At 75.8% G+C, this 23,571-nt stretch carries 22 protein-coding genes; 11 read left to right on the forward strand and 11 right to left on the reverse strand.

Going from position 1 to position 23,571, the window contains the following annotated elements:
• The first annotated feature begins 75 nt into the window (after positions 1-75).
• Positions 76-1,008, forward strand: a complete 933-nt coding sequence (locus A4R25_RS00330) for a hypothetical protein (RefSeq protein WP_113972537.1) — start codon at positions 76-78, stop codon at positions 1,006-1,008.
• 40 nt (positions 1,009-1,048) lie between these two features.
• Here A4R25_RS00330 and A4R25_RS00335 read toward each other — a convergent pair whose 3' ends face one another.
• Positions 1,049-1,537 (reverse strand): glutathione peroxidase, encoded by a 489-nt coding sequence (locus tag A4R25_RS00335; RefSeq protein ID WP_064445204.1) that lies wholly within the window; start codon positions 1,535-1,537, stop codon positions 1,049-1,051.
• Positions 1,538-1,680: 143 nt separating this feature from the next.
• On the opposite strand from A4R25_RS00335, the gene A4R25_RS00340 reads away from it, so the two are divergent.
• The 4 genes from A4R25_RS00340 to A4R25_RS00355 all read left to right on the forward strand — a co-directional run bounded on the left by A4R25_RS00340 (position 1,681) and on the right by A4R25_RS00355 (position 6,516).
• Complete coding sequence (locus tag A4R25_RS00340; protein WP_064445205.1) at positions 1,681-3,315, forward strand: glycosyl hydrolase family 18 protein; 1,635 nt, start codon at positions 1,681-1,683, stop codon at positions 3,313-3,315.
• Positions 3,316-3,488: 173 nt separating this feature from the next.
• On the forward strand, positions 3,489-4,004 hold the full coding sequence (locus A4R25_RS00345; RefSeq protein ID WP_064445206.1) for a hypothetical protein: 516 nt from the start codon (positions 3,489-3,491) through the stop codon (positions 4,002-4,004).
• 57 nt (positions 4,005-4,061) lie between these two features.
• Positions 4,062-5,468: a class II 3-deoxy-7-phosphoheptulonate synthase gene (locus A4R25_RS00350; protein WP_064445207.1), complete on the forward strand. Its 1,407-nt coding sequence runs from the start codon at positions 4,062-4,064 to the stop codon at positions 5,466-5,468.
• 28 nt (positions 5,469-5,496) lie between these two features.
• Positions 5,497-6,516: a low specificity L-threonine aldolase gene (locus A4R25_RS00355; protein ID WP_064446412.1), complete on the forward strand. Its 1,020-nt coding sequence runs from the start codon at positions 5,497-5,499 to the stop codon at positions 6,514-6,516.
• A gap of 43 nt (positions 6,517-6,559) precedes the next feature.
• Here A4R25_RS00355 and A4R25_RS00360 read toward each other — a convergent pair whose 3' ends face one another.
• Complete coding sequence (locus A4R25_RS00360) at positions 6,560-7,402, reverse strand: deoxyribonuclease IV (RefSeq protein WP_064446413.1); 843 nt, start codon at positions 7,400-7,402, stop codon at positions 6,560-6,562.
• Between the two features lie 23 nt (positions 7,403-7,425).
• Positions 7,426-9,411, reverse strand: a complete 1,986-nt coding sequence (pknB, locus tag A4R25_RS00365) for a Stk1 family PASTA domain-containing Ser/Thr kinase (RefSeq protein WP_064445208.1) — start codon at positions 9,409-9,411, stop codon at positions 7,426-7,428.
• A 142-nt stretch (positions 9,412-9,553) separates the two neighbouring features.
• On the opposite strand from pknB, the gene A4R25_RS00370 reads away from it, so the two are divergent.
• The gene (locus A4R25_RS00370) at positions 9,554-9,934 is read left to right on the forward strand and encodes an Rv2175c family DNA-binding protein (protein ID WP_043329433.1); all 381 of its coding nucleotides are present in this window, start codon (positions 9,554-9,556) and stop codon (positions 9,932-9,934) included.
• 120 nt (positions 9,935-10,054) lie between these two features.
• On the opposite strand, the gene A4R25_RS00375 is transcribed toward A4R25_RS00370, so the two are convergent.
• Entirely contained in the window at positions 10,055-11,137 is a 1,083-nt protein-coding gene (locus A4R25_RS00375) for a polyprenyl synthetase family protein (RefSeq protein ID WP_043329435.1), read from the reverse strand.
• Between the two features lie 9 nt (positions 11,138-11,146).
• Complete coding sequence (locus tag A4R25_RS00380) at positions 11,147-12,574, reverse strand: helix-turn-helix transcriptional regulator (RefSeq protein WP_064445209.1); 1,428 nt, start codon at positions 12,572-12,574, stop codon at positions 11,147-11,149.
• Positions 12,575-12,793: 219 nt separating this feature from the next.
• Between A4R25_RS00380 and metF the strand changes: the two genes are divergently transcribed.
• Positions 12,794-13,711 carry a methylenetetrahydrofolate reductase [NAD(P)H] gene (gene metF / locus A4R25_RS00385; protein WP_064445210.1) on the forward strand — a complete coding sequence of 306 codons (918 nt, stop codon included), beginning with the start codon at positions 12,794-12,796 and terminating at the stop codon, positions 13,709-13,711.
• Positions 13,712-13,755: 44 nt separating this feature from the next.
• Positions 13,756-14,445, forward strand: a complete 690-nt coding sequence (locus A4R25_RS00390; RefSeq protein ID WP_064445211.1) for a CDP-alcohol phosphatidyltransferase family protein — start codon at positions 13,756-13,758, stop codon at positions 14,443-14,445.
• Between the two features lie 129 nt (positions 14,446-14,574).
• On the opposite strand, the gene A4R25_RS00395 is transcribed toward A4R25_RS00390, so the two are convergent.
• Genes A4R25_RS00395 through A4R25_RS00420 form a run of 6 tightly spaced genes read right to left on the reverse strand, consistent with a single transcriptional unit; the run spans position 14,575 to position 19,825 of the window.
• Complete coding sequence (locus tag A4R25_RS00395; protein WP_064445212.1) at positions 14,575-16,062, reverse strand: NAD(P)/FAD-dependent oxidoreductase; 1,488 nt, start codon at positions 16,060-16,062, stop codon at positions 14,575-14,577.
• 12 nt (positions 16,063-16,074) lie between these two features.
• Positions 16,075-17,202, reverse strand: coding sequence for a glycosyltransferase family 2 protein (locus tag A4R25_RS00400; protein WP_064446414.1), 1,128 nt, complete (start codon positions 17,200-17,202; stop codon positions 16,075-16,077).
• On the reverse strand, positions 17,199-18,002 hold the full coding sequence (locus A4R25_RS00405) for a carotenoid biosynthesis protein (RefSeq protein ID WP_064445213.1): 804 nt from the start codon (positions 18,000-18,002) through the stop codon (positions 17,199-17,201). Before A4R25_RS00405 ends, A4R25_RS00400 begins: the two co-directional genes overlap by 4 nt.
• A 58-nt stretch (positions 18,003-18,060) precedes the next feature.
• On the reverse strand, positions 18,061-18,615 hold the full coding sequence (locus A4R25_RS00410) for a GNAT family N-acetyltransferase (protein WP_043329442.1): 555 nt from the start codon (positions 18,613-18,615) through the stop codon (positions 18,061-18,063).
• Positions 18,612-19,340 carry a monooxygenase gene (locus tag A4R25_RS00415; protein WP_043329444.1) on the reverse strand — a complete coding sequence of 243 codons (729 nt, stop codon included), beginning with the start codon at positions 19,338-19,340 and terminating at the stop codon, positions 18,612-18,614. Before A4R25_RS00415 ends, A4R25_RS00410 begins: the two co-directional genes overlap by 4 nt.
• On the reverse strand, positions 19,337-19,825 hold the full coding sequence (locus tag A4R25_RS00420) for a YbaK/EbsC family protein (protein ID WP_064445214.1): 489 nt from the start codon (positions 19,823-19,825) through the stop codon (positions 19,337-19,339). Before A4R25_RS00420 ends, A4R25_RS00415 begins: the two co-directional genes overlap by 4 nt.
• A 512-nt stretch (positions 19,826-20,337) precedes the next feature.
• On the opposite strand from A4R25_RS00420, the gene A4R25_RS00425 reads away from it, so the two are divergent.
• From A4R25_RS00425 to A4R25_RS00435, 3 genes are all read left to right on the forward strand, one after another.
• Positions 20,338-20,844: an SAV_6107 family HEPN domain-containing protein gene (locus A4R25_RS00425; protein ID WP_064445215.1), complete on the forward strand. Its 507-nt coding sequence runs from the start codon at positions 20,338-20,340 to the stop codon at positions 20,842-20,844.
• 155 nt (positions 20,845-20,999) lie between these two features.
• Positions 21,000-21,761: a hypothetical protein gene (locus tag A4R25_RS00430; RefSeq protein WP_064445216.1), complete on the forward strand. Its 762-nt coding sequence runs from the start codon at positions 21,000-21,002 to the stop codon at positions 21,759-21,761.
• Positions 21,758-23,554 (forward strand): DNA polymerase Y family protein, encoded by a 1,797-nt coding sequence (locus tag A4R25_RS00435; protein ID WP_064445217.1) that lies wholly within the window; start codon positions 21,758-21,760, stop codon positions 23,552-23,554. The genes A4R25_RS00430 and A4R25_RS00435 overlap by 4 nt, the downstream gene beginning before the upstream one ends.
• Positions 23,555-23,571: the final 17 nt, after the last annotated feature.

Consider the following 23,571-nt stretch of genomic DNA (forward strand, 5'->3'; position numbering starts at 1 on the left):
AAATGCGCGGAATGCGGCTCGGTCGTCCCGCCCGGCGCGTCGCTCTGTCCGGTGTGCGCGGCGCCCTTCGCCCCCGTGGAAAGCGGCGAGTTCGCGCTGGCGGGCCAGGACGAGCCCACGGCGGCCGATGGTGACGTCGCGGTGCCGGCCTGGCCCGGCGACGACGAGCCGGTGGTGAGCGTCGACCCGGAACCGGTCCAGAGTTTCGCCCCGGCCGACGCCGATCCGGACGCGGACGTCGACACCGAGCCCTACGGGGGCCCCGTCCTGGACAGTGGGCCAGGTCGGGACGAGCCCGGGATGCGGTCGCCGGAACCGTCGCGCCAGGCGTTCGTGCGGGCCATGCTGGTAGCCGCCGCCGTCACCGCGGTGGTCGCCATCGGCGCCGGTGGCGTCCTGTGGGCGACCCGGGACGACGGGGCCGACGCGCCGGTGGTCGCCGGGCCGACCGGCCGGACGCCTCCCGGCGAGACCGGCGACCCGGGGGCGCCTGCAACCCCCTCGTCCGACCCGGCGAGCACCGACCCGGCGAGCGCCGACCCCACCGAACTGACGCCGTCCCCTTCGGAGTCACCGGCCGTGGTCGGCCTCGTCACCATCGAGACGGACGTGCCGGACGAGCGGGCGACGGCGGTCGCCAGTACCTTTGACACCTACTTCAGTGCCGTCAACGACCGCGACTTCCCGTCCGCCGCTGCCGTGTTCGACCCCGCCGGCGACGTCCTCGACCCGGCCGACGAGCAGGCCGTGCAGCGATTCGGGCGTCAGCTCGTCACCACGCGCGACTCCGAGGTGGTGCTGCGGTCGCTGACCGACGCCGGCCCGGGAGTGGTCGCCGCCGTGGTGACCTTCCGGAGCACGCAGGACCCCGGCTACGGGCCGAAGGGCCGCCCGCAGGAGACCTGCACGCTGTGGCAGGTCCGCTACGAACTGTCGACCACCGCGTCCGGGGCGTATCGGATCCTGCGGAGCAAGTCCGCGGTGCCGTCGCGGCCCTGCCCGGCGTAGCCGGGGCGGCGCCGGGACCGGAGCGGCCCCGGCGTGACCGTCAGGCCGGCAGGACCTTCTCGATCGCCGCGCGCAGCTCGGGCGAGTCCGGCGTGACCTGCGGGGCGAACCGGGCGGCCACCGTTCCGTCCGGGGCGACGAGGAACTTCTCGAAGTTCCAGCGCACGTCGCCGGTGTGCCCCTCGGCGTCCGGCGTGGACACCAGTTCGGCGTAGAGCGGGTGCCGGTCCGGGCCGTTGACGTCGACCTTCTCCGTCAGCGGGAACGTCACGCCGTAGTTGACCTGGCAGAACTCCTCGATCTCGGCGGCGCTGCCCGGCTCCTGGCCGGCGAACTGGTTGCACGGCACCCCGAGCACCGTGAGCCCGCGCCCGGCGTACGTGTCGGCGAGTTCCTGAAGGCCCGCGTACTGCGGGGTGAGGCCGCAGCGGGAGGCCACGTTGACCACGAGCAGGGCGCGGCCACGGTAGCGGCCGAGGTCGGCCGGTCCGCCGGTGAGGGCGTCGATCTGGACGTCGAAAACGGTCATGTGACGAGGCTACGGGCCGTCACGCGGACCGTCCCGCGCCACCCGTGAAATCGACGCATCTACATCTTGACGAAGTGGTGACGGCGTGAGTAGCGTCTCAGCAATCAATTTGGAAACTTTCCTAACTATTGGAGGGACGCCGTATGAAGAGATCGCTCCGCCGGGCCCTGTGGGCCACCGGCGCCGTGGTCGCGCTCGCGGTCGCCGCGGTGCCCATGACCACCGCGTCGGCCGCCGGCAGCGTCACCGCCACCTTCGCCAAGGTGCAGGACTGGGGGACCGGCCACGAAGGGCGGGTGACCGTCACCAACGGCACCAGCTCCACCGTCAACGGCTGGCGCATCGAGTTCACGCTGCCCTCCGGCACCTCGATCAGCAGCTCCTGGGACGCCGACATCACCCGCAGCGGTGACCGCTACGTGGCGGTCAACAAGAGCTGGGCCGCGACGCTCGCCCCGGGCGCCAGCTTCAGCTGGGGCTACAACGGCACCGGCGGCTACAAGGCGCCGGTGAGCTGCACGATCAACGGCGGCACCTGCACCGGCGGCGGCACGCCGACGACCACCGCGCCGACCACGGCGCCACCGACCACCGTGCCGCCCACCACGGCGCCGCCGACGACCGCCCCGCCGACCACGCAGCCGCCCACCACGCCGCCGCCCGGCGGCAAGAAGGTCGTCGGCTACTTCGCCGAGTGGGGCGTCTACGCCCGCAACTACCACGTCAAGAACATCCACACCAGCGGCTCGGCCGCGAAGCTCACCCACATCCTGTACGCCTTCGGCAACACCACCGGCGGCCGGTGCAGCATCGGGGACAGCTACGCCGACTACGAGAAGGCGTACACCGCCGCGGACAGCGTCGACGGCGTGGCCGACACCTGGGACCAGCCGCTGCGCGGCAGCTTCAACCAGCTGCGCAAGCTGAAGAAGATGTACCCGAACCTGAAGGTCCTCTGGTCCTTCGGTGGCTGGACCTGGTCCGGCGGCTTCACCCAGGCCGCGCAGAACCCGGCCGCGTTCGCCGACTCCTGCTACTCCCTGGTCAAGGACCCGCGCTGGGCGGACGTCTTCGACGGCATCGACGTCGACTGGGAGTACCCGAACGCCTGCGGCCTCCAGTGCGACAGCAGCGGCCCGAACGCCTTCAAGAACGTGGTCTCGGCGCTGCGGAGCAAGTTCGGCTCCAGCTTCCTGGTCACCGCGGCGATCACCGCCGACGGCAGCAACGGCGGCAAGATCGACGCGACCGACTACGCGGGCGCCGCGACGAACCTCAACTGGCTGATGCCGATGACGTACGACTACTTCGGCGCCTTCAACGCCCAGGGGCCGACCGCGCCGCACTCGCCGCTCTACTCGTACTCGGGCATCCCGCAGCAGGGCTTCTGGTCCGACGCGGCGATCCAGAAGCTGAAGTCCAAGGGCGTACCGTCCAGCAAGCTGCTGCTCGGCGTCGGCTTCTACGGACGCGGCTGGACCGGCGTGACCCAGGCCGCGCCCGGCGGCAGCGCCACCGGCGCGGCCCCCGGCACCTACGAGGCCGGCATCGAGGACTACAAGGTGCTCAAGAACAGCTGCCCGGCCACCGGCACGGTCGGCGGCACCGCGTACGCCAAGTGCGGCAGCAACTGGTGGAGCTACGACACCCCGGCGACCATCGGCGGGAAGATGAGCTACGCCAACAGCCAGGGCCTCGGTGGCGCGTTCTTCTGGGAGCTCTCCGGTGACACCAGCAACGGTGAGCTGATCGGCGCCATCAAGGGCGGTCTCGGCTGAGCCGAGGGCCGACGCACCACCCACCCGGCGGGGAGGGGCCGTACCGGCCCCTCCCCGCCCGCGTGCCGCCCTGGCCGCGCGCGCCGATCCGGGTCAGGATGGGGAGTCACCCGGCCGCGCGGGCCGGGTGTGGCACACTCGCCGCTCGACGAGTCCACGCGACGGGAGGACCGATGGATCGCAGCCACCGCGGCCGGTTCGCCGCGCTCGCCCTCGCCTTCGCGCTCACGCCGGCGCTGGCCGCCTGCGGCTCCGGCCCGGACGGCGTCGCCACCGCGCCCAGCGGCCGGGCGCCCGCCGAGGAGGCGGCGGCCAAGAGCCGGGAGCGCGTGCAGGCGTACCTCGACGCGCTCACCGCCCGCGACGCCGACGCCGGCCGTAGCCAGCTCTGCGCGCCCATGCACGCCGCCTTCGACGCCGCCGCCACCGGCCCGAACGGCGACTTCGCCGACCACTTCACGGTGCCCGACGCGACGATCACCGACGTCCGCTCCGGCCCGAACGGGCAGGAGGTCAGCGCCTCCGTCACGGTGGCCGCCGGATCTCGCAAGGCCACCCGGTCACTGCTGTTCACGGTGACCCGTAACGGGGCGGACTGGTGCATCTCCGGCGAGGTTCCCGGCGACCGCACGGCCGACCCGTCCGAGCCGCCGCCGGCGGCGCGGCCCTCGCCGGTCTCCTCCCAGTGACCGGAACCATGCCCCTCGGCGGCGAGTGATCGCGACGGTCGCCGTACGCTTTCCTCCATGCGCCATGAGTGGCATCAGCTGAGTCACCCCGCCGTGGGCAGCCCTGGCCTGCAGACCAGCCGCCCGACCGCCGACTCCGCCGAGGACGCGGCCCTCGGCCTCGACCGATGGCGGGAGCTGCCGCGCGCGCAGACCCCGCCGTGGGACGACCCGGCCCAGGTCGCCGAGGTCTGCCGGGTGCTGGACACGGTTCCCTCGGTGGTCGCGCCCTACGAGGTCGACCAGCTACGACAGCGGCTGGCCCTGGTCTGCGAGGGCAAGGCGTTCCTGCTCCAGGGCGGTGACTGCGCCGAGACGTTCGCCGACAACACCGAGAGCCACCTGCTCGCCAACGCCCGCACACTGCTCCAGATGGCCATCGTGCTCACGTACGGCGCGTCACTGCCGGTGGTCAAGGTGGCCCGGGTGGCCGGCCAGTACACCAAGCCCCGGTCCCTGCCGACCGACGCCCGGGGGCTGCCCGCCTACCGCGGCGACATGATCAACTCGCTGGAGGCCACGCCGGAGGCGCGGGTCGCCGACCCGCAGCGCATGATCCGGGCGTACGCCAACTCGGCCGCCGCGATGAACATGCTCCGGGCGTACCTGGCCGGCGGCCTGGCCGACCTGCACGCGGTGCACGACTGGAACAAGGACTTCGTCCGGCAGTCCCCGGCCGGGGAGCGCTACGACGCGATCGCCCGGGAGATCGACCGGGCACTGGCCCTCATCCGGGCCTGCGGGATGACCGACGACGAGGCGCTGCGCACCGTCACGCTCTACTGCTCGCACGAGGCGCTGGCGCTGGAGTACGACCGGGCGCTGACCCGGATCTCCGACCACAAGGCGTACGGCCTGTCCGGGCACTTCCTCTGGATCGGCGAGCGGACCCGGCAGATCGACGGCGCGCACATCGACTTCATCTCCCGCATCGCCAACCCGATCGGCGTCAAGCTCGGCCCCACCACCACGCCGGACGAGGCGATCGAGCTCTGCGAGAAGCTCAACCCGGACAACATCCCCGGCCGGCTCACGCTGATCAGCCGGATGGGCAACCACCGGGTACGCGACGCGCTGCCGCCGATCGTGGCGAAGGTCACCGCCGCCGGCGCGAAGGTCGTCTGGCAGTGCGACCCGATGCACGGCAACACGCACGAGTCCTCGAACGGCTACAAGACCCGGCACTTCGACCGGATCGTGGACGAGGTGCTCGGCTACTTCGAGGTGCACCGCGGCCTCGACACCCACCCGGGCGGCCTGCACGTCGAGCTGACCGGCGAGGACGTCACCGAGTGCCTCGGCGGCGCCCAGGGCATCGAGGACCTCGACCTGCCCGACCGGTACGAGACCGCCTGCGACCCCCGGCTCAACACCCAGCAGTCGCTGGAGTTGGCGTTCCTGGTGGCGGAGATGCTCCGTGGCTGACGCGAGGAGTGAGCTTGCGAGCCCTGAGCTGATCGATCTGCGGACCGACACCGTGACCCGGCCGACGCCGGGGATGCGGGAGGCGATGGCCGCCGCCGAGGTGGGCGACGACGTCTACGGCGAGGACCCGACAGTCGCCGCCCTGGAGGCGGAGGTGGCCGCGCTGTTCGGCCACGAGGCGGCGCTGTTCGCCCCGAGCGGATCGATGGCCAACCAGATCGCGCTCCAGTTGCACGTGCCGCCCGGCGACGAGTTGCTCTGCGACGCCGACGCGCACGTGGTCACGTACGAGGTGGGGGCCGCCGCCGCGTACGGTGGGATCTCCTCGCGGACGTGGCCGGCGGTGGGCGCGGACCTGGACCCCGACGTGGTCGCCGGGATGATCCGGCCGGACGGCTACTTCGCGGTGCCGACCCGCGCGATCGCGGTGGAGCAGACCCACAACCGGGGCGGCGGCGGGGTGATCCCGCTGCCGACGCTGCGCCGCATGCGTGCGGTCGCCGACGAGCACGGGGTGGCGCTGCACTGCGACGGTGCCCGGATCTGGCACGCGCACGTCGCGGACAGGGTGCCGCTGGCCGGGTACGGGGAGCTGTTCGACACGCTCTCGGTGTGCCTCTCCAAGGGCCTCGGCGCGCCGGTCGGCTCGCTGGTGGTGGGCAGCGCGGAGAAGATCGCCCGCGCGCGGGTCCTGCGCAAGCGGATGGGCGGTGGCATGAGGCAGGTCGGCATTCTTGCCGCCGCCGGCCGGTACGCGCTGGCGCACCACGTCGAGCGGCTCGCCGAGGACCACGTGAAGGCGGCCCGGCTGGCCGAGGCGGTCGCCCCGCACGGGGTGCTCGCGTCGGTGGTGCGCACGAACATCGTGCCGCTGGACCTGACCAAGCACCCTCTCGACGCGCACGCGCTGGCGGCGGCCGCGCGGGAAGCCGGTCTGCTGATCTCGGTGCTCGGCCCGCGTACCGCCCGGTTGGTGACCCACCTGGACGTCACCGACGAGCAGATCGACAGCGCCGCCACCATCCTCGACACCGCCCTGCGCGCCTGACCCTCCGGCAACGCCGTGGCGAGGGCGGGAGGAAACGGCTGTGTCAGGGGCGCAGGCGTTTGAGGCTGGCGATGTCGGCGGCGTGGCCGACGTGCTTCTCCGTGGGGGTCTCCACCAGCACCGGTACGCCGGCGGTCGCCGGATGGCGCATCAGCTCGGCGAACGCCGGTTCGCCGATGGTGCCCTTGCCGATGTTCTCGTGCCGGTCCCGGGTGGAGCCGCACAGGTCCTTCGAGTCGTTCGCGTGCACCAGCCGCAGCCGGTCGGCGCCCACCGTGGCGACCAGCGTGTCGAGCGTGGCGGTCATGCCGCCCTCGGCGGCCAGGTCGTGCCCGGCCGCCCAGGCGTGACAGGTGTCGAAGCAGACGCCCAGCATCGGGTGCCGGTCGACCGCGTCGAGGTAGGGGCCGAGGTGCTCGACCCGGGACGCCAGTGACCGGCCGCCCCCGGCGCTCGGCTCGACCAGCAGCATCGGCCCGCCGGCGGCCGCGGCCTCGTCGAGCAGCGGGAGCAGCGCCTCCCGGACCTGCCGCAGGGCCGCCTCGGCGTGCCCGGCGTCCACCGAGCTGCCGGCGTGGAACACCACGCCCTCGGCGCCGATCGCCCGGCCCCGCCGCAGCGCGTGGGCGAGCGTCTCCGCCGACCTGGTGACCGTCGCGGGGGTGGGGGAGCCGAGGTTGACCAGCAGCGACGCGTGGATGTACACGGGCAGGCCACGCTCGGCGCAGCCGTCGCGGAACAGCGCGTCCTGCGCCGGGTCACCGGCCGGCAGCGCCCAGCCACGCGAGTTCGAGACGTAGACCTGCACCACCTCGGACTCGGCCGCATCCGCGTACGGCAGGGCCGCCCGCGCCAGGCCACCGGAGGTGGGGGTGTGCGACCCCACCGGCCGGCACCCGTTCGCCGCGCTCACAGGCACGTCACAGTGATCGTGGTGCCCGGCGGCACCGGCGTGTTCTCGGCCGGGTTCTGGATCCGGACGATGCCGTTCGGGTTGAGCTGGATGTTGACCGGGAAGCCCTGGCTCTCCAGCGTCTGCTTGGCCTGCTGGCAGGGCATGTCGACCACCCGGGGCACGGCCACCTGCGGCGGGCCCTTGCTGATCTCCAGCTTGACCTGGGCGCCCTTTTCCACACCGGTGCCGTCGGCCGGGCTCTGGCCGAGGATCTCGTCCTTCGGCTTGTCGGACTCCTTGACGTTCTCCACCGGCTTGAGCCCGAGCCGCGCGAGGATGGCGCGCGCCTCGGTGAGGCTCTTGCCGACCAGGTCGGGCACGCTCACCGGGGCGCGGCCCTTGCTGAGGATCAGCGTCACCTTGGCCCCGGGCTTGACCTCAGTGCCCACCTTCGGGTCGGTGGCCAGCACGACACCCGCCGGCAGCGCGTCGTCGTAGCGGGAGCTGCCCTTGGCCGCGACCAGGTTGAGACCCTCCAGCTCCACCTGGGCGAGCGCGAAGTCCTTGCCCACCACGTCCGGCACCGGCAGGCGCTCCGGACCGAGCGACAGGGTCAGCGTGATCGTGCCGCCCTTGACGATCCGGGCGGCCGAGCCCGGCGCCTGCCCGAGCACGGTGTCCTTCGGGACGTTCTCGTCGTACCGGGGGTCGGCGTAGCGCAGCGTGAAACCACCGCGCTGGGCCTGCGCCTCCGCCTCGGCCTTGGTGAGGCTCACCATCTGCGGCGCGACCGTGTAGCGGCCCACGCCGAACCACCAGCCGCCGACGGCGGCGACCAGGCCGAGCACCACGACCGCCGCGGCGACGGCCAGCCGGCCGCGCGGCGAACCCATGATCCGGGTACGCAGGGCGGCGAACCGGGCGCCCACCCCCTCCGGTTCGGCGGCGCGGCGGCGGTGCGGGCGCTGCGTGGCGGCGCCCTCGGGCAGCCGGGCCCACGACGGGCGCTCGATCGGCTGCAGCGCGGCCACCACCTGCGTCGGCTGGCTCAGCACCGCCGTGTCGTCGCTGAGCTGACGCAGGACAGTGGTGTGCGTGTGCGGGTTGCCCAGTTCCTCGCGCGCCGCCTGCACCTCGGTCAGCAGCGCCGCGGCGTCGGCCGGACGGGCGGCCGGGTCGCGCCGGGTGGCCCGGGCGACGAGCGCGTCGACAGCCGGCGGCAGCGCCGGAACCAGCGTGGACGGGGCCGGCACATCCCGGTCGACGTGCTGCCAGGCGACCTCCACCGGGCGGTCGCCGTCGTAGGGCACCCGGCCGGTGAGCATCTCGAACAGCACGATGCCGGCCGAGTAGACGTCGGTGCGCGGGTCGGCGTGGCCCTGGGTGACCAGCTCCGGCGCCACGTACGCCACCGTCGCCATGAGCTGGTTGCCGTTCTCGTCCTCCGCGCTCGCCTCGACGGCCCGGGCCAGCCCGAAGTCGGCCACCTTGACCACGCTGTCGACCAGGTCGCGGCTGCCGCCGGCGGGCACCTCGGCGACCAGGACGTTCTCCGGCTTGACGTCGCGGTGCACCAGGCCGGCCCGGTGCGCGGCGGCGAGCGCGGCGAGCACCTGCTCGGTGATCGCGAGCGCCTCGTCCGGGTTCAGCCGGCGGCGCTCGGCGAGCACGTCACGCAGCGTGCGGCCGCGCACGTACTCCATCACCAGGTACGGCAGGCCGGCGTGGATGCCCTGGTCGTAGACCGCCACCACGTTCGGGTGGGTGAGCCGGGCGATCGTCTTCGCCTCGTCGGTGAACCGCTCGACGAACCCGGCCATCCGGGCCCGGGCCTGCGGCGCCTGGGTCGGGTGAATGATCTTGACCGCCACGGTGCGCTCCAGGCGCTCGTCGGTGGCGGTGTACACGGTCGCCATGCCGCCACGGGCGACGCGACCGCGAATGCGGTAGCGCCCCTCGATCAGCGAGCCCAGCAACGTGTCGGCGACCTGTGTGTCCATCGGCAGGCAGTCTATGTGTCGGAAGGGTGAACGTAGAACAGGATGCTACCGCCGGGTTGGGACACCGGTGGCCCGGCGCGCTCCGGCGCAGGTCGGGGGGTGCCGTGCACCGGATCCGGCGGGCACGTGGCAGGGTGGTCGGGTGACCGATTCCGTACCCGCCGAGACCGGCGCCGACCTGGCCGGACCGGCCGACCCGGCCGGCTGGCTGACGCTGCCCGACGTGGCCGAGCGCCTGGACCTGTCGATCAGCAAGGTGCACCAGATGATCCGCGACCGCGAGCTGCTCGCGGTGCGCCGCGACGGCGTCCGCCGCGTCCCGGCCGACCTGGTGGCCAACCGCACCGTGCTCAAGCACCTGCCCGGCGTGCTCAACCTGCTCGCCGACGCCGGGTACGACGACGAGGAGGCGCTGCGCTGGCTCTACCGGGAGGACCCGTCGCTTCCCGGCACCCCCGCAGTGGCCCTCGGCGGCGACCTGGCCCGCGAGGTCAAACGCCGAGCCCAGGCCGTGGCCTTCTAACCCACCCCCACCCACCCCGTCGATCATGAAGTTGACGGCGAAGTCGATCTCCAAAAGTGCCGCCAACTTCATGATCGACCGCTTCGGAGGCGGGGGGGGGCAGCGCGGGGGGAGTGGTTGTCAGGCGGGGCGGCGGGTGGCGGCTATGGCCAGGTCCACCAGCGCCTGGCGGGCCTCGGTGTCCAGGTCGACGGCGGTGAGCGCGGCCAGCGCGCTCTCGGTGAGCGCGGTGATGTGCCGTTCGGCACGCTCCAGCGCGCCGCTGGAGGTGATCAGCTCGCGCAGCCGGTCCACCCCGGCCGCGTCCAGGTCCGGTACGCCCAGCCCGGCCAGCAGCGCCTCCCGGCCGGCCTCGTCGAGCGTCTCCAGGGCGGCCGCCACCAGGTACGTCCGCTTGCCCTCGCGCAGGTCGTCACCGGCCGGCTTGCCGGTCAGCTCCGGGTCGCCGAACACGCCCAGCACGTCGTCGCGGAGCTGGAACGCCTCACCCAGCGGCAGCCCGTACGCGGAGTAGGCGGCGTGCACCTCGGGCGGGGCGCCGGCCAGCGCGGCGCCCAGCAGCAGCGGCCGTTCGACCGTGTACTTCGCCGACTTGTACCGGGCCACCTTGGCCGCCCGGTCGAGCGAGGTGTCAGCGGTCGCCTGGGTCAGCACGTCCAGGTACTGCCCGACGGTCACCTCGGTGCGCATCTCGTCGAAGACCGGCCGGGCCCGGGCCACCGTCGCCGGCGGCAGGCCGGAGGAGTGCAGCAGCTCGTCGGACCAGACCAGGCACAGGTCACCCAGCAGGATCGCGGCCGAGTCGCCGAACGCGTCCGCGTCGCCGCCCCAGCCGGCCGCCCGGTGCCGGGCGGCGAACCTGCGGTGCACCGCCGGCTCGCCCCGCCGGGTGTCCGACCGGTCCATCAGGTCGTCGTGAATCAGCGCGCTGGCCTGCACGAACTCCAGCGCGGCCAGGGCGGCGACGACCTGGTCGGAGTCGACTCCGCCAGCGCCCCGGTAGCCCCAGTAGCCGAACGCCGGGCGCAGCCGCTTGCCGCCGCCCAGCACGAACGCCTCGATCGCCTCGGCGACGGGCAGCAGGCCGTCGTCGACGGCGGTCAGCCAGCCGCGCTGGCCGGCCAGGAACTCGGTGAGCGCCTTGTCGATCCGCTGACGCAGGCCGGCACGGTCGACGGGGGAAACGGGAGCAGCGTGGGTCACGCCACGACGCTAGCGGTTCGGGCCCGCTCCCGTCGTGCCGCCGTCCCGGCGTGCCTCGCAGCTCACCGGCGGCGACGGCCGCCACGGGTGCCGTGACGGCAGGTACGGACGGGTCGCCGCGAGCAGCCGTGCGTACCCCCGGGTCGCCGGTCCGGGCGGACGGCGGGCCAGCCCGCGGCGGAACTCGGTGAGCTGGCCGACGGCCCGGGGCGAACCGGAGCGGACCGCGTCGAGCAGCGCCTCGCCGGCCACCGCGCACGCCTCGGGCTCCGCGCCGAGCCCCAGGTGCGCCCGGGCCAGCCAGCCGCCGTACACGGCGGAGCGGCGCGGGCGGCCCGGCGCTGTCACCACGGGCGTCAGCAGCGGCACGGCCGCGGCGGCCCGGCCCAGCGCGACGAGCGTGCGCCCGGTCATCGCGGCCAGCTCGGCGGCGTCCAGCCAGTAGAGCCACTGCGGCTCCCGGCCGGGCTCGGGCGGCCCGGCCCGGTCGGCGCCGGCCAGCGCCTCACCGGCGGCGCGACGCCGCCCGCCGAGCGCGGCGGCGAGCGCGACCCGGTGCAGCAGCAGCGCCCGCAGCCCCGGGGAGGCGGTGGCGCGGCTGGCCGCGTACCCGATCCGGGCCAGGACCAGCGCGCCGGCCGCGTCACCGGCGTCGGACAGCAGGTGGCTGGCCGACCCGAGCACGTGCCCGGCCAGCGGCGGCTCCCCGGCGGCCACCGCGGCCCGCAGCGCCAGCCGGTAGGCGACCAGGCCGCCGGTGAGGTCGCCGGCGTCGGCGGCCAGCCACCCGGCGAGCTGCGCCGACTCGGCCAGCGACGGCAGCATCCGCCGCCGGCCGGCGGGCCCGGCGCGCCGGTAACCGCGGACCGAGCGGCGCAGCCGGCGGGCGCCGAGGCCGGCGAGGTCGCCGCCACCGAGCAGGTCGTCCCAGCGGCGCAGCGTGGCCAGTGACGCCCCGTCCGCCGGGTGCCCCCGGACGGGGCCGGCGCGGTCGGCGGCGCCGGCCGGTCCGTACCCGTCGCCGGTGGCCGGTCCGGGGACCGGCGGTGTGGCCGGGCCGGTGAACGGACCGGCCAGCGTGCCGCCGCCCGGGTCGGCGGCCCAGCGGTGCGCCAGGGTGAGCAGCGCCAGCCGGGCCCGGGACCCGGCCGGGTCGACGGCCACCGGCGTCACGCCGAGCCGGCGGCTGCTGGCGGCGGCCCCGGCGAGCAGCTCGCCGGGCACGCCCAGGACCGTCGCCAGCCACGCGGACCAGAAGTCGCCGGGGAGCCGGAGCTGGCGCTCCCAGCGGGACACCTCGTGCCGGGTCAGGGTGGGCACGCCGGAGGCGGCGCAGAGCTCGGCGGCGAGGCGCTGCTGGCTCCAGCCGCGGGCGGCCCGCAGCTCGGCCAGGAGCGGCCCGAGCAGCCGCGGACCGGGCGGCCAGGACGGGATCATGGTGACCTCCGGGGGCGACGACGTGAAATGGCGACGCGGACGTCCGGCTGGCGCCGGCGCGTCACCGTCGTGCGACCCCCGCGCGGGCCCCCGGGACGGCCGTCGGCCGCCCCACCGCGCTGTGGTCTTTCTACCCCCGGGGTACGACGTCGCGCCGCGAAGTGTTCGCGGGCTGGGAAGACCCTCGGTAAGCCGTGCGCTCCCGGCTACAGTCGGTCCGTGGCGCTCGGTCTTCCCTCGGTCCTCCCCAATCCCCAGCCGGCCATCGGGGAGCTGATCCGTGACGGCCGCCCCACCTTCTCCTTCGAGTTCTTCCCGCCGAAGACGCAGGCCGGGGAGAAGCTGCTCTGGCAGGCCATCCGCGAGCTGGAGTCGCTGCGCCCCTCGTTCGTCTCGATCACCTACGGCGCGGGCGGCTCGACCCGCGACACCACGGTGGCGGTGACCGAGCGGATCGCCACCGAGACCACGCTGCTGCCGATGGCGCACCTGACCGCGGTGAACCACTCGGTCGCCGAGCTGCGGCACGTGATCGGCCGGCTGGCCTCGGTCGGGGTGCGCAACGTGCTGGCCGTGCGGGGTGACCCGCCGGGCGACCCGGGCGGCGAGTGGATCGCCCACCCCGAGGGCGTCCGGTACGCCGAGGACCTGGTCCGGCTGGTCCGCGACAGCGGTGACTTCAGCGTCGGCGTGGCCGCTTTCCCGTACAAGCACCCGCGTTCGCCGGACGTGGACAGCGACACCGCGTACTTCGTGCGCAAGTGCCGGGCCGGCGCGGAGTTCGCGATCACCCAGATGTTCTTCGACGCCGACGACTACCTGCGGCTGCGTGACCGGGTGGCCGCCACCGGCTGCGACACGCCGATCCTGGCCGGGGTGATGCCGGTGACCCAGATCGGCACCATCGAACGCTCCGTGCAGCTGTCCGGCGCGCCGTTCCCGCCGGCGCTCGCCGAGCGGTTCGAGCGGGTGGCCGACGACCCCGAGGCGGTCCGCCGCCTCGGCGTGGAGCAGGCGAGCGAGATGTGCGAGAAGCTGCTCGACGAGGGCGTGCCGGGGATCCACTTCATCACGCTCAACCGGTCCACCGCGACCCGCGAGGTGTGGCAGCGGCTGCGCGCGGCCGCACGGGTGTGACCACCCGCCACACGACACCCGCGCCGTGCTTCTACGGTTGATCCGTGGTGGGCACACAGCTGAACTGGGACCAGTACGCGACCGCGTGGGCGCGGCTGCACGGCGGATTCGATCCGCGTACCGCCGCGCCGGTGGTGCGTGCCTGGCTGCGCTTCGCCTACCACGTGGGCTACGTGCTGGGCCGGCTGCGCGTCGGCCCCACCCCGGTGACCGTGTTCGGGGTGCTGCTCTGCTTCTGCGTACCCCTGTTCGCGGAGCGGCCCGGCGACGGACCGTTCCTCGGCGCGCTGTTCGTGCTGCTGGCGGCGGTGGCCGACAGCGTCGACGGCGCGGTGGCGGTCGCGACCGGCCGCACCACCCGGCTGGGCTACGTCTACGACTCGGTCGCCGACCGGCTCGGCGAGGTGGCCTGGCTGATCGCGTTCTGGCTGCTCGGCGCGCCCGGCGCGCTGGTCGCGGCGGCCGGGGGCCTGTCCTGGCTGCACGAGTACGTGCGGGCGCGCGCGGTGTCGGCGGGGATGCGGGAGATCGGCGCGGTGACGGTGGGGGAGCGGCCCACCCGGGTCAGCGTGGCGCTGGTCGGGCTGCTCGTCGCCGGGCTCACCGGGCTGATCGACGCCGACCTGACGGCCGGCACCATCACCATGGCCACCACGGTGTGGGTGCTGCTCGCCGGGTTCGGCCTGGGGCAGTTGCTCTCCGCCGTCCGCCGCGCCCTGGTCGACGCGGGCTGACCGCCGCGCCCGCGCCCGCGCAGCCCCGCCGCGCCCACGCGAGGCGCGCGGCGGGCGGCGGGCGGCGCGCGTTAATAAGGGGCCCTTCCTCTACCGGAGGCGTTAATAGGGGGCCCTTCCTTACACCCCTCACCAGGCGGGGCCGACCGCCTCGGCGACGATCTCGGCGGACATCGTGACCATGGGCAGGCCGCCGCCCGGGTGGCTGGAGCCGCCGACCAGCCAGAGCCCGGCCGCCGGGCCCCGGTTGGCCGGGCGCAGCAGCCCGCCCGCGGTGCCGTAGATCGCCCCGCCCGGCGCGCCGGTGGCCGCGTCCAGGTCGGCCGGGGTACGGATCTCCCGGAACACCAGCCGGTCCCGCACGTCGGCGCCGCGCTCGGCCAGCACGTCGAGGATCCGGTCCGCGTACGCCTCGGCCAGGCCCGGCCGCCGCCAGTCCACGGCGCTCGCGGCGGTGCCGTGCCGGGGCGCGTTCACGAGCACGAACCACGCCTCGTGGCCGTCCGGGCGGACCGCCGGATCGTCGGCGGCGGTGACGAACACGGTCGGGTCGGGCGCCGGGCGGGCCCGCACCCCGCGACCCGGGTCGCCGAACACGGCGTCGAACTCGGCGTCGTAGTCGCGGGGGAAGAACACGGTGTGGTGGGCCAGCCCGGAGTCGCCGCGCACGCCCAGCAGCAGCACGAATCCGGCCAGGCTGCGGTCGGTGAGCGCGGCCAGCCGGCGCGGGTCGGGCAGCAGGTCCCGGTAGACGGTGAGCGCGTCCACGTTGGCGACCACCACGTCGGCCGGCACCGGCGCGGCCGACCCGGCCACGCGTACCCCGTGCACCCGCCCGCCCGCGGCGTCGATCCGGGTGACCGCGGCGTCGGTGCGTACCACCACGCCCAGGTCCAGGCAGCGCGACAGCAGCGCGTCGGCGAGCGTGCCCAGCCCGCCGCGCAGGTACCAGCCGCCGTACGCCAGCTCGGCGTAGGGGACGGCGACGAGCGCGGCCGGGGCGCGGCGCGGGTCGGCGCCGGTGTACGTGGCGTACCGGTCCAGCAGCATCCGCATCCGCGGGTCGGACAGGTGGCGGCGGCCCAGCCCGCGCAGGCTGCGGCCGGGGCCGATGGCGGCCAGGTCGCCCAGCCGCCAGGCCAGCGCCGCCAGGTCGCGGGGCGAGTCGACGGTACGGCGCAGGATGTCCCGGTGCGAGGCCGCCCACACCCGGCCGGCGCGCCGCCACAGCCCGCGCCAGTCGGCGGCGGACCGGTCGCCGAACGCGGCGCCGATCCGGGCGGCGAACTCGTCCGGGTCGGCGCAGGAGTCGAGCGCCTGTCCGCCGCCGGGGAAGACGTGCCGCACGATCGGGTCCAGCGGGACCAGGTCCAGGTATTCGTCGAGCTTCGCGCCGGTCGCCTCGAACAGGTCGTGGAAGACCTGCGGCAGCGTGAACAGGCTCGGCCCGGTGTCGAAGTGCCACACCCCCTCCGGGGTGTGGTGGGCGTACCGGCCGAGCTTGCCCCCGACCGTGCCGGCCCGTTCGAGGACGGTGACCTCGTGCCCGGTGACCGCGAGCCGGGCGGCGGCGGCGAGCCCGCCCACCCCGGCGCCGATGACCACGATGCGCGCCATGGCGTGCCCCTCCTAGGTGACCGGGCGACCCCGCCAGGTGAGCCGGTGTCGCTTCCGCAGATGGTACGACCGGACGGTCAGCCAACCGAGGACCACGACCGACACGGGGTGTGCGAGCGCGTCGGGCCACGCCCGTCCGCCGGTGGCGCGGGCGCTGACCACCCGCCCGGCGACCCCGGCCAGGTAGGCCAGGAACGCCACGGCGGCCACCGCTGGCGCGCCGGCGAGCAGCGCCCCGAGCGCCAGCAGCGGCGGCGCGACGTAGAGCGCGAGCAGCAGCGTCAGCACGGCCGCCGCGGCGGCCGGGTGCCCGAACGTCGCCCACAGCGACTTGGTGTAGCCGTCGCGCAGCTGCGGCCAGGTGTCGTACATCCGGCAGGACGCCAGCCGGGACCCGTCGGCGAGCGCGATCCGCCCGCCGGCCCGTTTCACCGCCCGGGCCAGCTCGATGTCCTCCAGCACCTTGTCGGCCACCGCCGCGTGCCCGCCGGCCCGCAGGTAGCCGGCCCGGTCCACGACCAGGAACTGCCCGCCCGCCGCCGCGAGGGACGGCCGCCGCGAGCGTTCCATCGCGCGCAGCGGCAGGAACGTCAGCCACAACCACTGCAGCAGCGGCTGCGCCAGCCGGTCGGCCACCGTCCGCACCACGATCCGGGGGTACGGCGACAGCAGCGCCGCGTCCGCCGCGCGCAACTCGGTCACCGCCGCCGCCACCGCGTACGGGGTGAGCACCACGTCCGCGTCGACGAAGGCCAGCACCGCCGGCTCCGGGGCGGTCCGGGTGGCGAGCTGCCAGCAGGCGTGCGGCTTGCCCAGCCAGCCCGGCGGCGGGGCGATGCCGGTGAGCAGCGTGAGCCGGGGATCGTCACCGGCCACCGCGCGGACCACGTCGGCGGTGCCGTCGGTCGAGCCGTCGTCGAGCACCACGATCCGCAGGTCCGGCACGCCGCGCTGGGCCAGCAGCGCGCGCAGGCACGGGGTGACCCGGTCGGCCTCGTCGCGCAGCGGCAGCAGCACCGCCACCGGCTCGGTGACCTCGGCCGGGCCGGCGGCCGGGCGGCGCAGCCAGGCGTACGCGTTGACGATCGTGTGCCCGGTGAGCGCGGCGACCGCCACGGCCAGCGCGAGGGTGGCGATCATGCCGGGGCGTCGACGCGCGGCGCCGGCTCCGGCGCGGCGGCCCGGTCCCGGCGGGCCCGCCACAGCGTCACCGCCAGCGGCACCGCCGCCACCGCCATCCCGGCCGCGCCCCACAGCGCCGACGCCGGCAGCCGCAGGAACACCGCGTGCGCCAGCACGCTGGAGGCGTACGTCCAGAGGTAGAGCGCGAACATCGGCGCGTCCCGGCCGTCGGTCCGGTCCACCGACGGCCCGGCGAGCGGGCGCAGCGCGACCGCGAGCAGCACCGCGAAGCCCAGCCAGCCCAGGTAGTTGCTGACCGGGATGCCGGGCAGCCCGGGCAGCGCCGGGGTGGCGTCGCGCCAGGTCCAGTAGCCCTCGGCCACCATCTGCGGGTCGAGGAACAGGTCCCACGCGGCCAGCCCGACCGCCGACAGCGCGATCCGGGCGATCCGGGACCGGACCAGCCGGACCGCGGTGAGCCACGCCGGCCAGGCCATCCAGGTCCAGGCGAGTGGGATGATCAGCGGCACCCCGGCCAGCTTCGGGCCCAGCTCCCCGGAGTAGTCGTAGGTGCCGAACGGGAACCCGGTGGCCACGCCGATCGCCTCCACCGCGAACCCGCCGCCGGTGACGACCGCGACCAGCGCGGCGGCGGTACGGACGCCGCGGGTGAGCAGCGCGTGGCCGACCGAGAGCAGCCAGCCGAGCACCACTGTGGCCACCGTGAGCCCGGCCCGGGTCGCGCCGCCGGTGAGCGGGTAGCAGATCTGGGCGAGGATCAGCGCGGCCAGCAGCGCCCAGGGCAGCCGGGCTCTCATGCTGTGCCGCCTTTCGTTCGCGACTGCGGGGCTCGCAAACCCGGCTCACTCCTCGCGCTCACGGGGCGTCCGGCGGGGGCAGCGGCAGGTCCCGGCCGAGCACGCCGAACGGCCGTTCGTCGCCGGGGAAGTGGAAGTGCCGCAGGACGTCGACGAAGCCGAACCGGCGGTACAGCCGCCAGGCCCGGGACTTCTCCTCGTCGGCCTCCGGCGTGGACAGCAGCGTGGTGTCGCCCTCGGCCACGGCGAGCAGCGCGCGCAACTGGCGGGCGCCCAGGCCGTGCCCCTGCGCGGGCGGGCGGACGTGCAGCTCGACCACCTCGAACGGGTGCGCCAGCCAGCGCTGCCGGTCCCGCGCGTTCAGCGCCCGGTGCACCTGGTCGTGCCACCACTGCCCGGTGGCGCCCCGGTAGCCGTACCCGAAGCCGGCCAGGTGGCCCTCGGTGGTGAGGCTGGCGACGGCGCGGAAGCCGGGGCGGCGTACGTGGGTGGCGATGTAGCCGCGGCGGGCCTCCAGCAGGTCGGGCCGGTAGCCCATCGCCTCGCCGTAGACGGCCACCACGTCGTCCAGCCGCCGGACCAGGTCGTCCGGTGTCCACCGCACCAGCCTCATGCGTACCCTCTCGCTGTTTCCGGGCCGCCCTCGGCGGCCCAGCCGAGCACCGTGCGGTCGCCGACCACGTCGCCCACCGCGAACCGCGCGAACAGTTCCTCCGCGTACCAGCCCTCGGTGGGGGTGCGGGTGATCGCGGCGCGGTGCTCGGGGGAACGGTACGCGAACGCGACCAGGTCCGCCGGGTCGCGCCACACGCTCACCGTGCCCTGCCAGCCCAGCGGCGCCTCGCCGACGCCGAAGCGGGCGAGCAGGCCGGGCGCGGCGTGCAGCTCGGTGGCGACCGGCGGGATCGCCCGCCAGAACGTGGCCGCCCGGCGGGCCCGCAGCCGGGCCCGGGTCAGCGCCAGCACCGGCCCGGTGACCCGCCCGCCCGACGGCGCGCCGAACGGCTCCCGGCCGGACCACCGGCCGCGGCTGGTCAGCGGGCGCAGGTCGACCCGTACCGCGGCGCGGGCGATCCGGGCCCAGGAGCGGGCGACCGGGGAGGCGTCGAAGCCGGCCGCGTCGGCGGGGGAGTCCCAGACCACGAGCGCGGCCCACCGGGTCAGGTCGGCGTCGCCGGGGCCGAATCCGGTGCCGGTCCCGGTGCCGAGCAGCTTGGCGAAGCGGACGCCGGGCAGGCGGCGCAGCCGCGCCGGGTGGGTGGCCATCCGGGCCGGCACACCGGGTACGGCCCGCCGGGGCACACGCCACACGTGCAGCGTGACGAGTTCGGGGTTCACGCCACCTCGGCCGGCGCGCCGGCGGTGATCCGCAGCAGTTCCGCGTACGTGGTGGGGAACACCGCCCGGGGTACGCCGCCGGCGGCCCACACCTCGTCGTACCCGGTCAGGGCGGTGTCGACGACGGTGCGCAGCGGCGTGGGGTGGCCGACCGGGGCGACGCCGCCGATCACCTGCCCGGTGTGCTGCTTGACGAACTCCGGGGTGGCCCGGCGCAGCCGGGTCACGCCCAGCGTGGCGGCCAGCCCGGCGGTGTCCACCCGGTGCGCGCCGGAGGTGAGCACCAGCAGCGGCGCGCCGTCCGCGTCGAAGATCAGCGAGTTGGCGATGGCGCCGACGGCGACGCCGAGCGCCTCGGCCGCGGCGGCGGCGGTGTGCACCGCGTCGGGCAGCAGTCGGACGAGGCTGGCCTCGCCCGATCCGTCCCGCGCGCCCGCCTCGTCGAGCGCGCGCTGCACCGCCTGCACGTTCGGGTGTGGCTGCATGCCCCCATTCTTCCCTCACCCCCGGTCCGGCCCCGCCGGGGGCCGTGGCCCTCCCGTGTGTCCCCGGCGCGTCACACGTTGCGTTTTCGTCGGTAGGGAGGTGTACTGTCAGGGTAGTTAGAACGAGTGTTCGATTCGGTTAGAGCGGATAGCGGCTCAGCTCCCCGGCTGGCCCGGCTCCGGTCCGACCGGTCGGGCACCCGTCGAACGCTCCGGAAGCGGTGTTTCGCGGCACCGGCTTCCGGGAGGTGCGGCACCGCGGGCCGCACCGGGTTCGGACAGTCGCGAGTCCGGGCCCGTCAGGCAGGTCGTCGCCCGCCGCCCACGACCCCCGGGCGGCGGGCGACGGACCCGCCGGCACGCCGGCCGGGGGTGGGTGTGGGGAAGCGTCCACACCCGGCCGGCCAGCCACCTGAAGGTGCGTCTTCCTCCGCACCGACCGCTCCGGGCGACCGGGCGACGGTTTTCCGTCGCGCGACCGCCCGCCCCGGCCACACGCGGAGGAGAGACCCATGCCGACCAGTCCGGCCCAGGCGCCCACGGTGCCCGCGCACGTGCTGCCGCACCGCACCCCCGCCCAGTTGCTCGCGGTGGCCCGCGACGGGCTGGCCGAGGCCGCCCGCACCCGTCCCGACGGTCTCCGGTACGCCGCCGCCCACCTCGCGGCGCTGCGCGCCGCCGCCGCAGTGCTCGCCGCCCGGGCCCGTCCCGCGCCCACCCGGCGGAACCGGATCACCAGCGTCTGGGTGCTGCTCGCCACCGTCGCCCCCGAGCTGGACGAGTGGGCCGCCTACTTCGCCGCCGGCGCGAGCAAGCGGGCCGCCGCCGAAGCAGGCATCCCCCGGGTGGTCACCGCCCGGGAGGCCGACGACCTGCTGCGTGCCGCCGAGGAGTTCGTGACAGTGGTGGAGACCGCGCTCGGCCTGGCCCACCAGCCGGCGCTCGACGGCCTGCCCCGGCCCCTGCGGCGCGGCGTCTCCGACTCCCCGCCGTCGCGGCCCGGAGCGGCAGCCGCCTGATTCGTGGCGCCCGGCCACCACCGGCGGGACCCCGGGTGGCCGGGCGCCGCACCAACGGCACCACGTGCCGCAGCACCGACACGATCCACAGCACACGATCCACAGCACCATCCACGGGCGGGCCCGTGGCGGAAACACGACGGGGGGTTGGTCCGATGGCGGGCCGCATGGTGGTCGGTTCCGCCGCCCTGGCCGAGCTGGTCCGTCCGGCGAGCGCGCCCGACCCGGCCGGCGGCCACCGGGTGCTGCCCGTCCGGGCCGAGCTGACCGGGCTGCTGCCCAACCGTGGTCTGCGCCGGGGCAGCACCGTCGCGGTCGGCGCGGGCCAGCCCCGGCGCAGCGGCGCCACCTCGCTGATCCTCGCGCTGCTCGCCGAGGCGTCCCGGGCCGGCTCGTGGTGCGCCGTGGTCGGCGTACCCACCTTCGGGGCCGGCGCCGCCGCCGAGGCGGGCATCGCCCTGGACCGGCTGGCCCTGGTGCCCGACCCCGGGCCGGAGTGGCCCACAGTGGTCGCCGCGCTCATCGACGGGGTCGACGTGGTGGTCACCGCCGTGCCGGCGACCGTCTCCGCCTCGATCGCCACCCGGCTGGCCGCCCGCGCCCGGCAGCGCGGAAGCGTGCTCGTCCCGTACGGCCGGTGGGACGGCGCGGACGTCACGCTCCAGGTGGTCCGGGGCGTCTGGCAGGGGCTCGGCGCCGGTCGCGGGCGGCTGCGCCGCCGTGAGGTGACCGTCTCGGCCCGGGGGCGGGGCGCCGCCGCCCGCCCCAAGGAGATCAAGGTGTGGCTGCCCGGCGACGAGCTGACCCGGGTGATCCCCCGCTCGGCCGGGTTCGGCGCACCGTCCGCCGCGCCGTCGCGCCGGCTGCGCGTGGTGGCTCCGCCCGCCCGTACGCCCGCCGTGGCCGGGCCGGCGTGAGCGGCGTACCGCAGCGGACGCTGCTGCTCTGGTGCCCGGACTGGCCGGTCCTCGCCGCCGAGATCGTCGACGGGGTGCCCGCCACCGACCCGGTCGTGGTGCTGCACGCCAACCGGGTGGTCGCCTGCTCCGAGCGGGCCCGTGCCGAGGGGATCCGGCGCGGGCTGCGCCGCCGGGAGGCGCAGGGGCGCTGCCCGCACCTGACGGTGGTCGACCACGACCCCGGGCGGGACGCGCGGGCGTTCGAACCGGTGGTGGCCGCCGTGGAGGAGGTGGTCGCCGGCGTCGAGGTGATCCGGCCCGGCGCCTGCGCCACGGCGGCCCGGGGGCCGAGCCGCTACCTCGGCGGCGAGGAGGCGGCGGCCGAGCGGATCGTCGAGCACGTCGCGCAGAGCTGCGCGGTGGAGAGCCAGGTCGGCATCGCCGACGGGGTGTTCGCGGCCGGGCTGGCCGCCCGGGAGGGGCGGATCGTGGCGCCCGGCGGCACCCGCGAGTTCCTGGCCACCCGGCCGGTCGAGGCGCTCGGCCGGCCCGCCCTGGCCGACCTGCTGCGCCGGCTCGGCGTCCGCACCCTCGGCGACTTCGCGGCGCTGCCCGCCGGGGACGTGCTGGCCCGGTTCGGTTTCGACGGCGCGCTGGTGCACCGGCTCGCCGGCGGCCGGGACGACCGCCCGCTCGCGGTCCGGCAGCCGCCCGCCGACCTGATCGTCACCGCCGACTACGACGAGCCGGTCGACCGGGTCGACGCCGCCGCGTTCGCCGCCCGCACGCTCGCCGAACTGCTGCACGAGCGGCTGGCCGGGTACGGGCTGGCCTGCACCCGCCTCGGCATCGAGGCGGTCACCGCGCACGGCCAGGAACTGCACCGGGTCTGGCGGCACGACGGCCTGCTCACCGCCGCGGCCATCGCCGACCGGGTCCGCTGGCAGCTCGACGGCTGGCTCACCGGCAGCAACGGCCGGGGCGGGACGCGCCCGGCCCGCCCGACCGCCGGGATCGTCCGGTTGCGGCTGGTGCCCGACGGGGTGCTCGCCCAGGCGGGCCTGCAGCCCGGGCTGTGGGGGGAGACCGGCGCGGAACGGGAGCGGGCGCACCGCGCGCTGAGCCGGGTGCAGGGCATCCTCGGCCCCGAGGCGGTGGTCACCGCCGTGCTCGGCGGCGGGCGTTCCCCGGCCGACCAGGTGCGCCTGGTCCCGTGGGGCGACGAGCGGGTGCCCGCCCGTCCCGGCCCGCCACCCCTGCCGCCCGCCTCTCCCGCCGCCGCGCCACCGGTCCCGGCCGGTTCGGTGCGCGGTGTCGCGTCGTCGCGCCCGGTCCCGGCCGGTCCGGCTGCCGCTCCGGCGAGCGGCGTGACGCCGTCGCGCCCGGCCGCCGGGGCCGCTCCGGGTGCCGCGTCCGCCCCTGTCGTCGTACCCCCTGGGGGCCGTGCGGGGCGACGGGCCGGGCGGGGCCGGGCGATGGCCGAGCCGCCGTGGCCGGGGCGGATCCCGCCGCCGTCGCCGGCCGTGGTGCTGCCCGCCCCACTGGCCGCCGACGTGCGCGACGCGGCCGGGGATCCGGTGGTGGTGAGCGCGCGGCTGGCGGTCAGCGCGGCGCCGGCCCGGCTCACCGTCGGCGACGGGCGCCCGGCCGAGATCACCGGCTGGGCCGGCCCGTGGCCGGTGGACGAACGCTGGTGGGCGCCGGCCGAGGCGCGCCGCCGGGCCCGGTTCCAGGTGTGCCTGGCCGACGGTGCCGCGCTGCTGCTCGCGGTCGAGGGCGGGCAGTGGCTGGTGGAGGCGATCTATGACTGAGCGCCGGGAAAGATCTT

Source organism: Micromonospora sp. NBRC 110037 (assembly GCF_001652995.1).
In the GTDB taxonomy this organism is placed as follows: domain Bacteria; phylum Actinomycetota; class Actinomycetes; order Mycobacteriales; family Micromonosporaceae; genus Micromonospora; species Micromonospora chalcea.

What these genes read in the sequence shown, in the direction of transcription:
- A4R25_RS00335 (WP_064445204.1), bottom strand. Translation starts at nt 1,537, where the DNA reads ATGACCGTTTTCGACGTCCAGATCGACGCCCTCACCGGCGGACCGGCC.
- A4R25_RS00340 (WP_064445205.1), top strand. Translation starts at nt 1,681, where the DNA reads ATGAAGAGATCGCTCCGCCGGGCCCTGTGGGCCACCGGCGCCGTGGTC.
- A4R25_RS00345 (WP_064445206.1), top strand. Translation starts at nt 3,489, where the DNA reads ATGGATCGCAGCCACCGCGGCCGGTTCGCCGCGCTCGCCCTCGCCTTC.
- A4R25_RS00350 (WP_064445207.1), top strand. Translation starts at nt 4,062, where the DNA reads ATGCGCCATGAGTGGCATCAGCTGAGTCACCCCGCCGTGGGCAGCCCT.
- pknB (WP_064445208.1), bottom strand. Translation starts at nt 9,411, where the DNA reads ATGGACACACAGGTCGCCGACACGTTGCTGGGCTCGCTGATCGAGGGG.
- A4R25_RS00380 (WP_064445209.1), bottom strand. Translation starts at nt 12,574, where the DNA reads ATGATCCCGTCCTGGCCGCCCGGTCCGCGGCTGCTCGGGCCGCTCCTG.
- A4R25_RS00395 (WP_064445212.1), bottom strand. Translation starts at nt 16,062, where the DNA reads ATGGCGCGCATCGTGGTCATCGGCGCCGGGGTGGGCGGGCTCGCCGCC.
- A4R25_RS00400 (WP_064446414.1), bottom strand. Translation starts at nt 17,202, where the DNA reads ATGATCGCCACCCTCGCGCTGGCCGTGGCGGTCGCCGCGCTCACCGGG.
- A4R25_RS00405 (WP_064445213.1), bottom strand. Translation starts at nt 18,002, where the DNA reads ATGAGAGCCCGGCTGCCCTGGGCGCTGCTGGCCGCGCTGATCCTCGCC.
- A4R25_RS00410 (WP_043329442.1), bottom strand. Translation starts at nt 18,615, where the DNA reads ATGAGGCTGGTGCGGTGGACACCGGACGACCTGGTCCGGCGGCTGGAC.
- A4R25_RS00420 (WP_064445214.1), bottom strand. Translation starts at nt 19,825, where the DNA reads ATGCAGCCACACCCGAACGTGCAGGCGGTGCAGCGCGCGCTCGACGAG.
- A4R25_RS00425 (WP_064445215.1), top strand. Translation starts at nt 20,338, where the DNA reads ATGCCGACCAGTCCGGCCCAGGCGCCCACGGTGCCCGCGCACGTGCTG.
- A4R25_RS00430 (WP_064445216.1), top strand. Translation starts at nt 21,000, where the DNA reads ATGGCGGGCCGCATGGTGGTCGGTTCCGCCGCCCTGGCCGAGCTGGTC.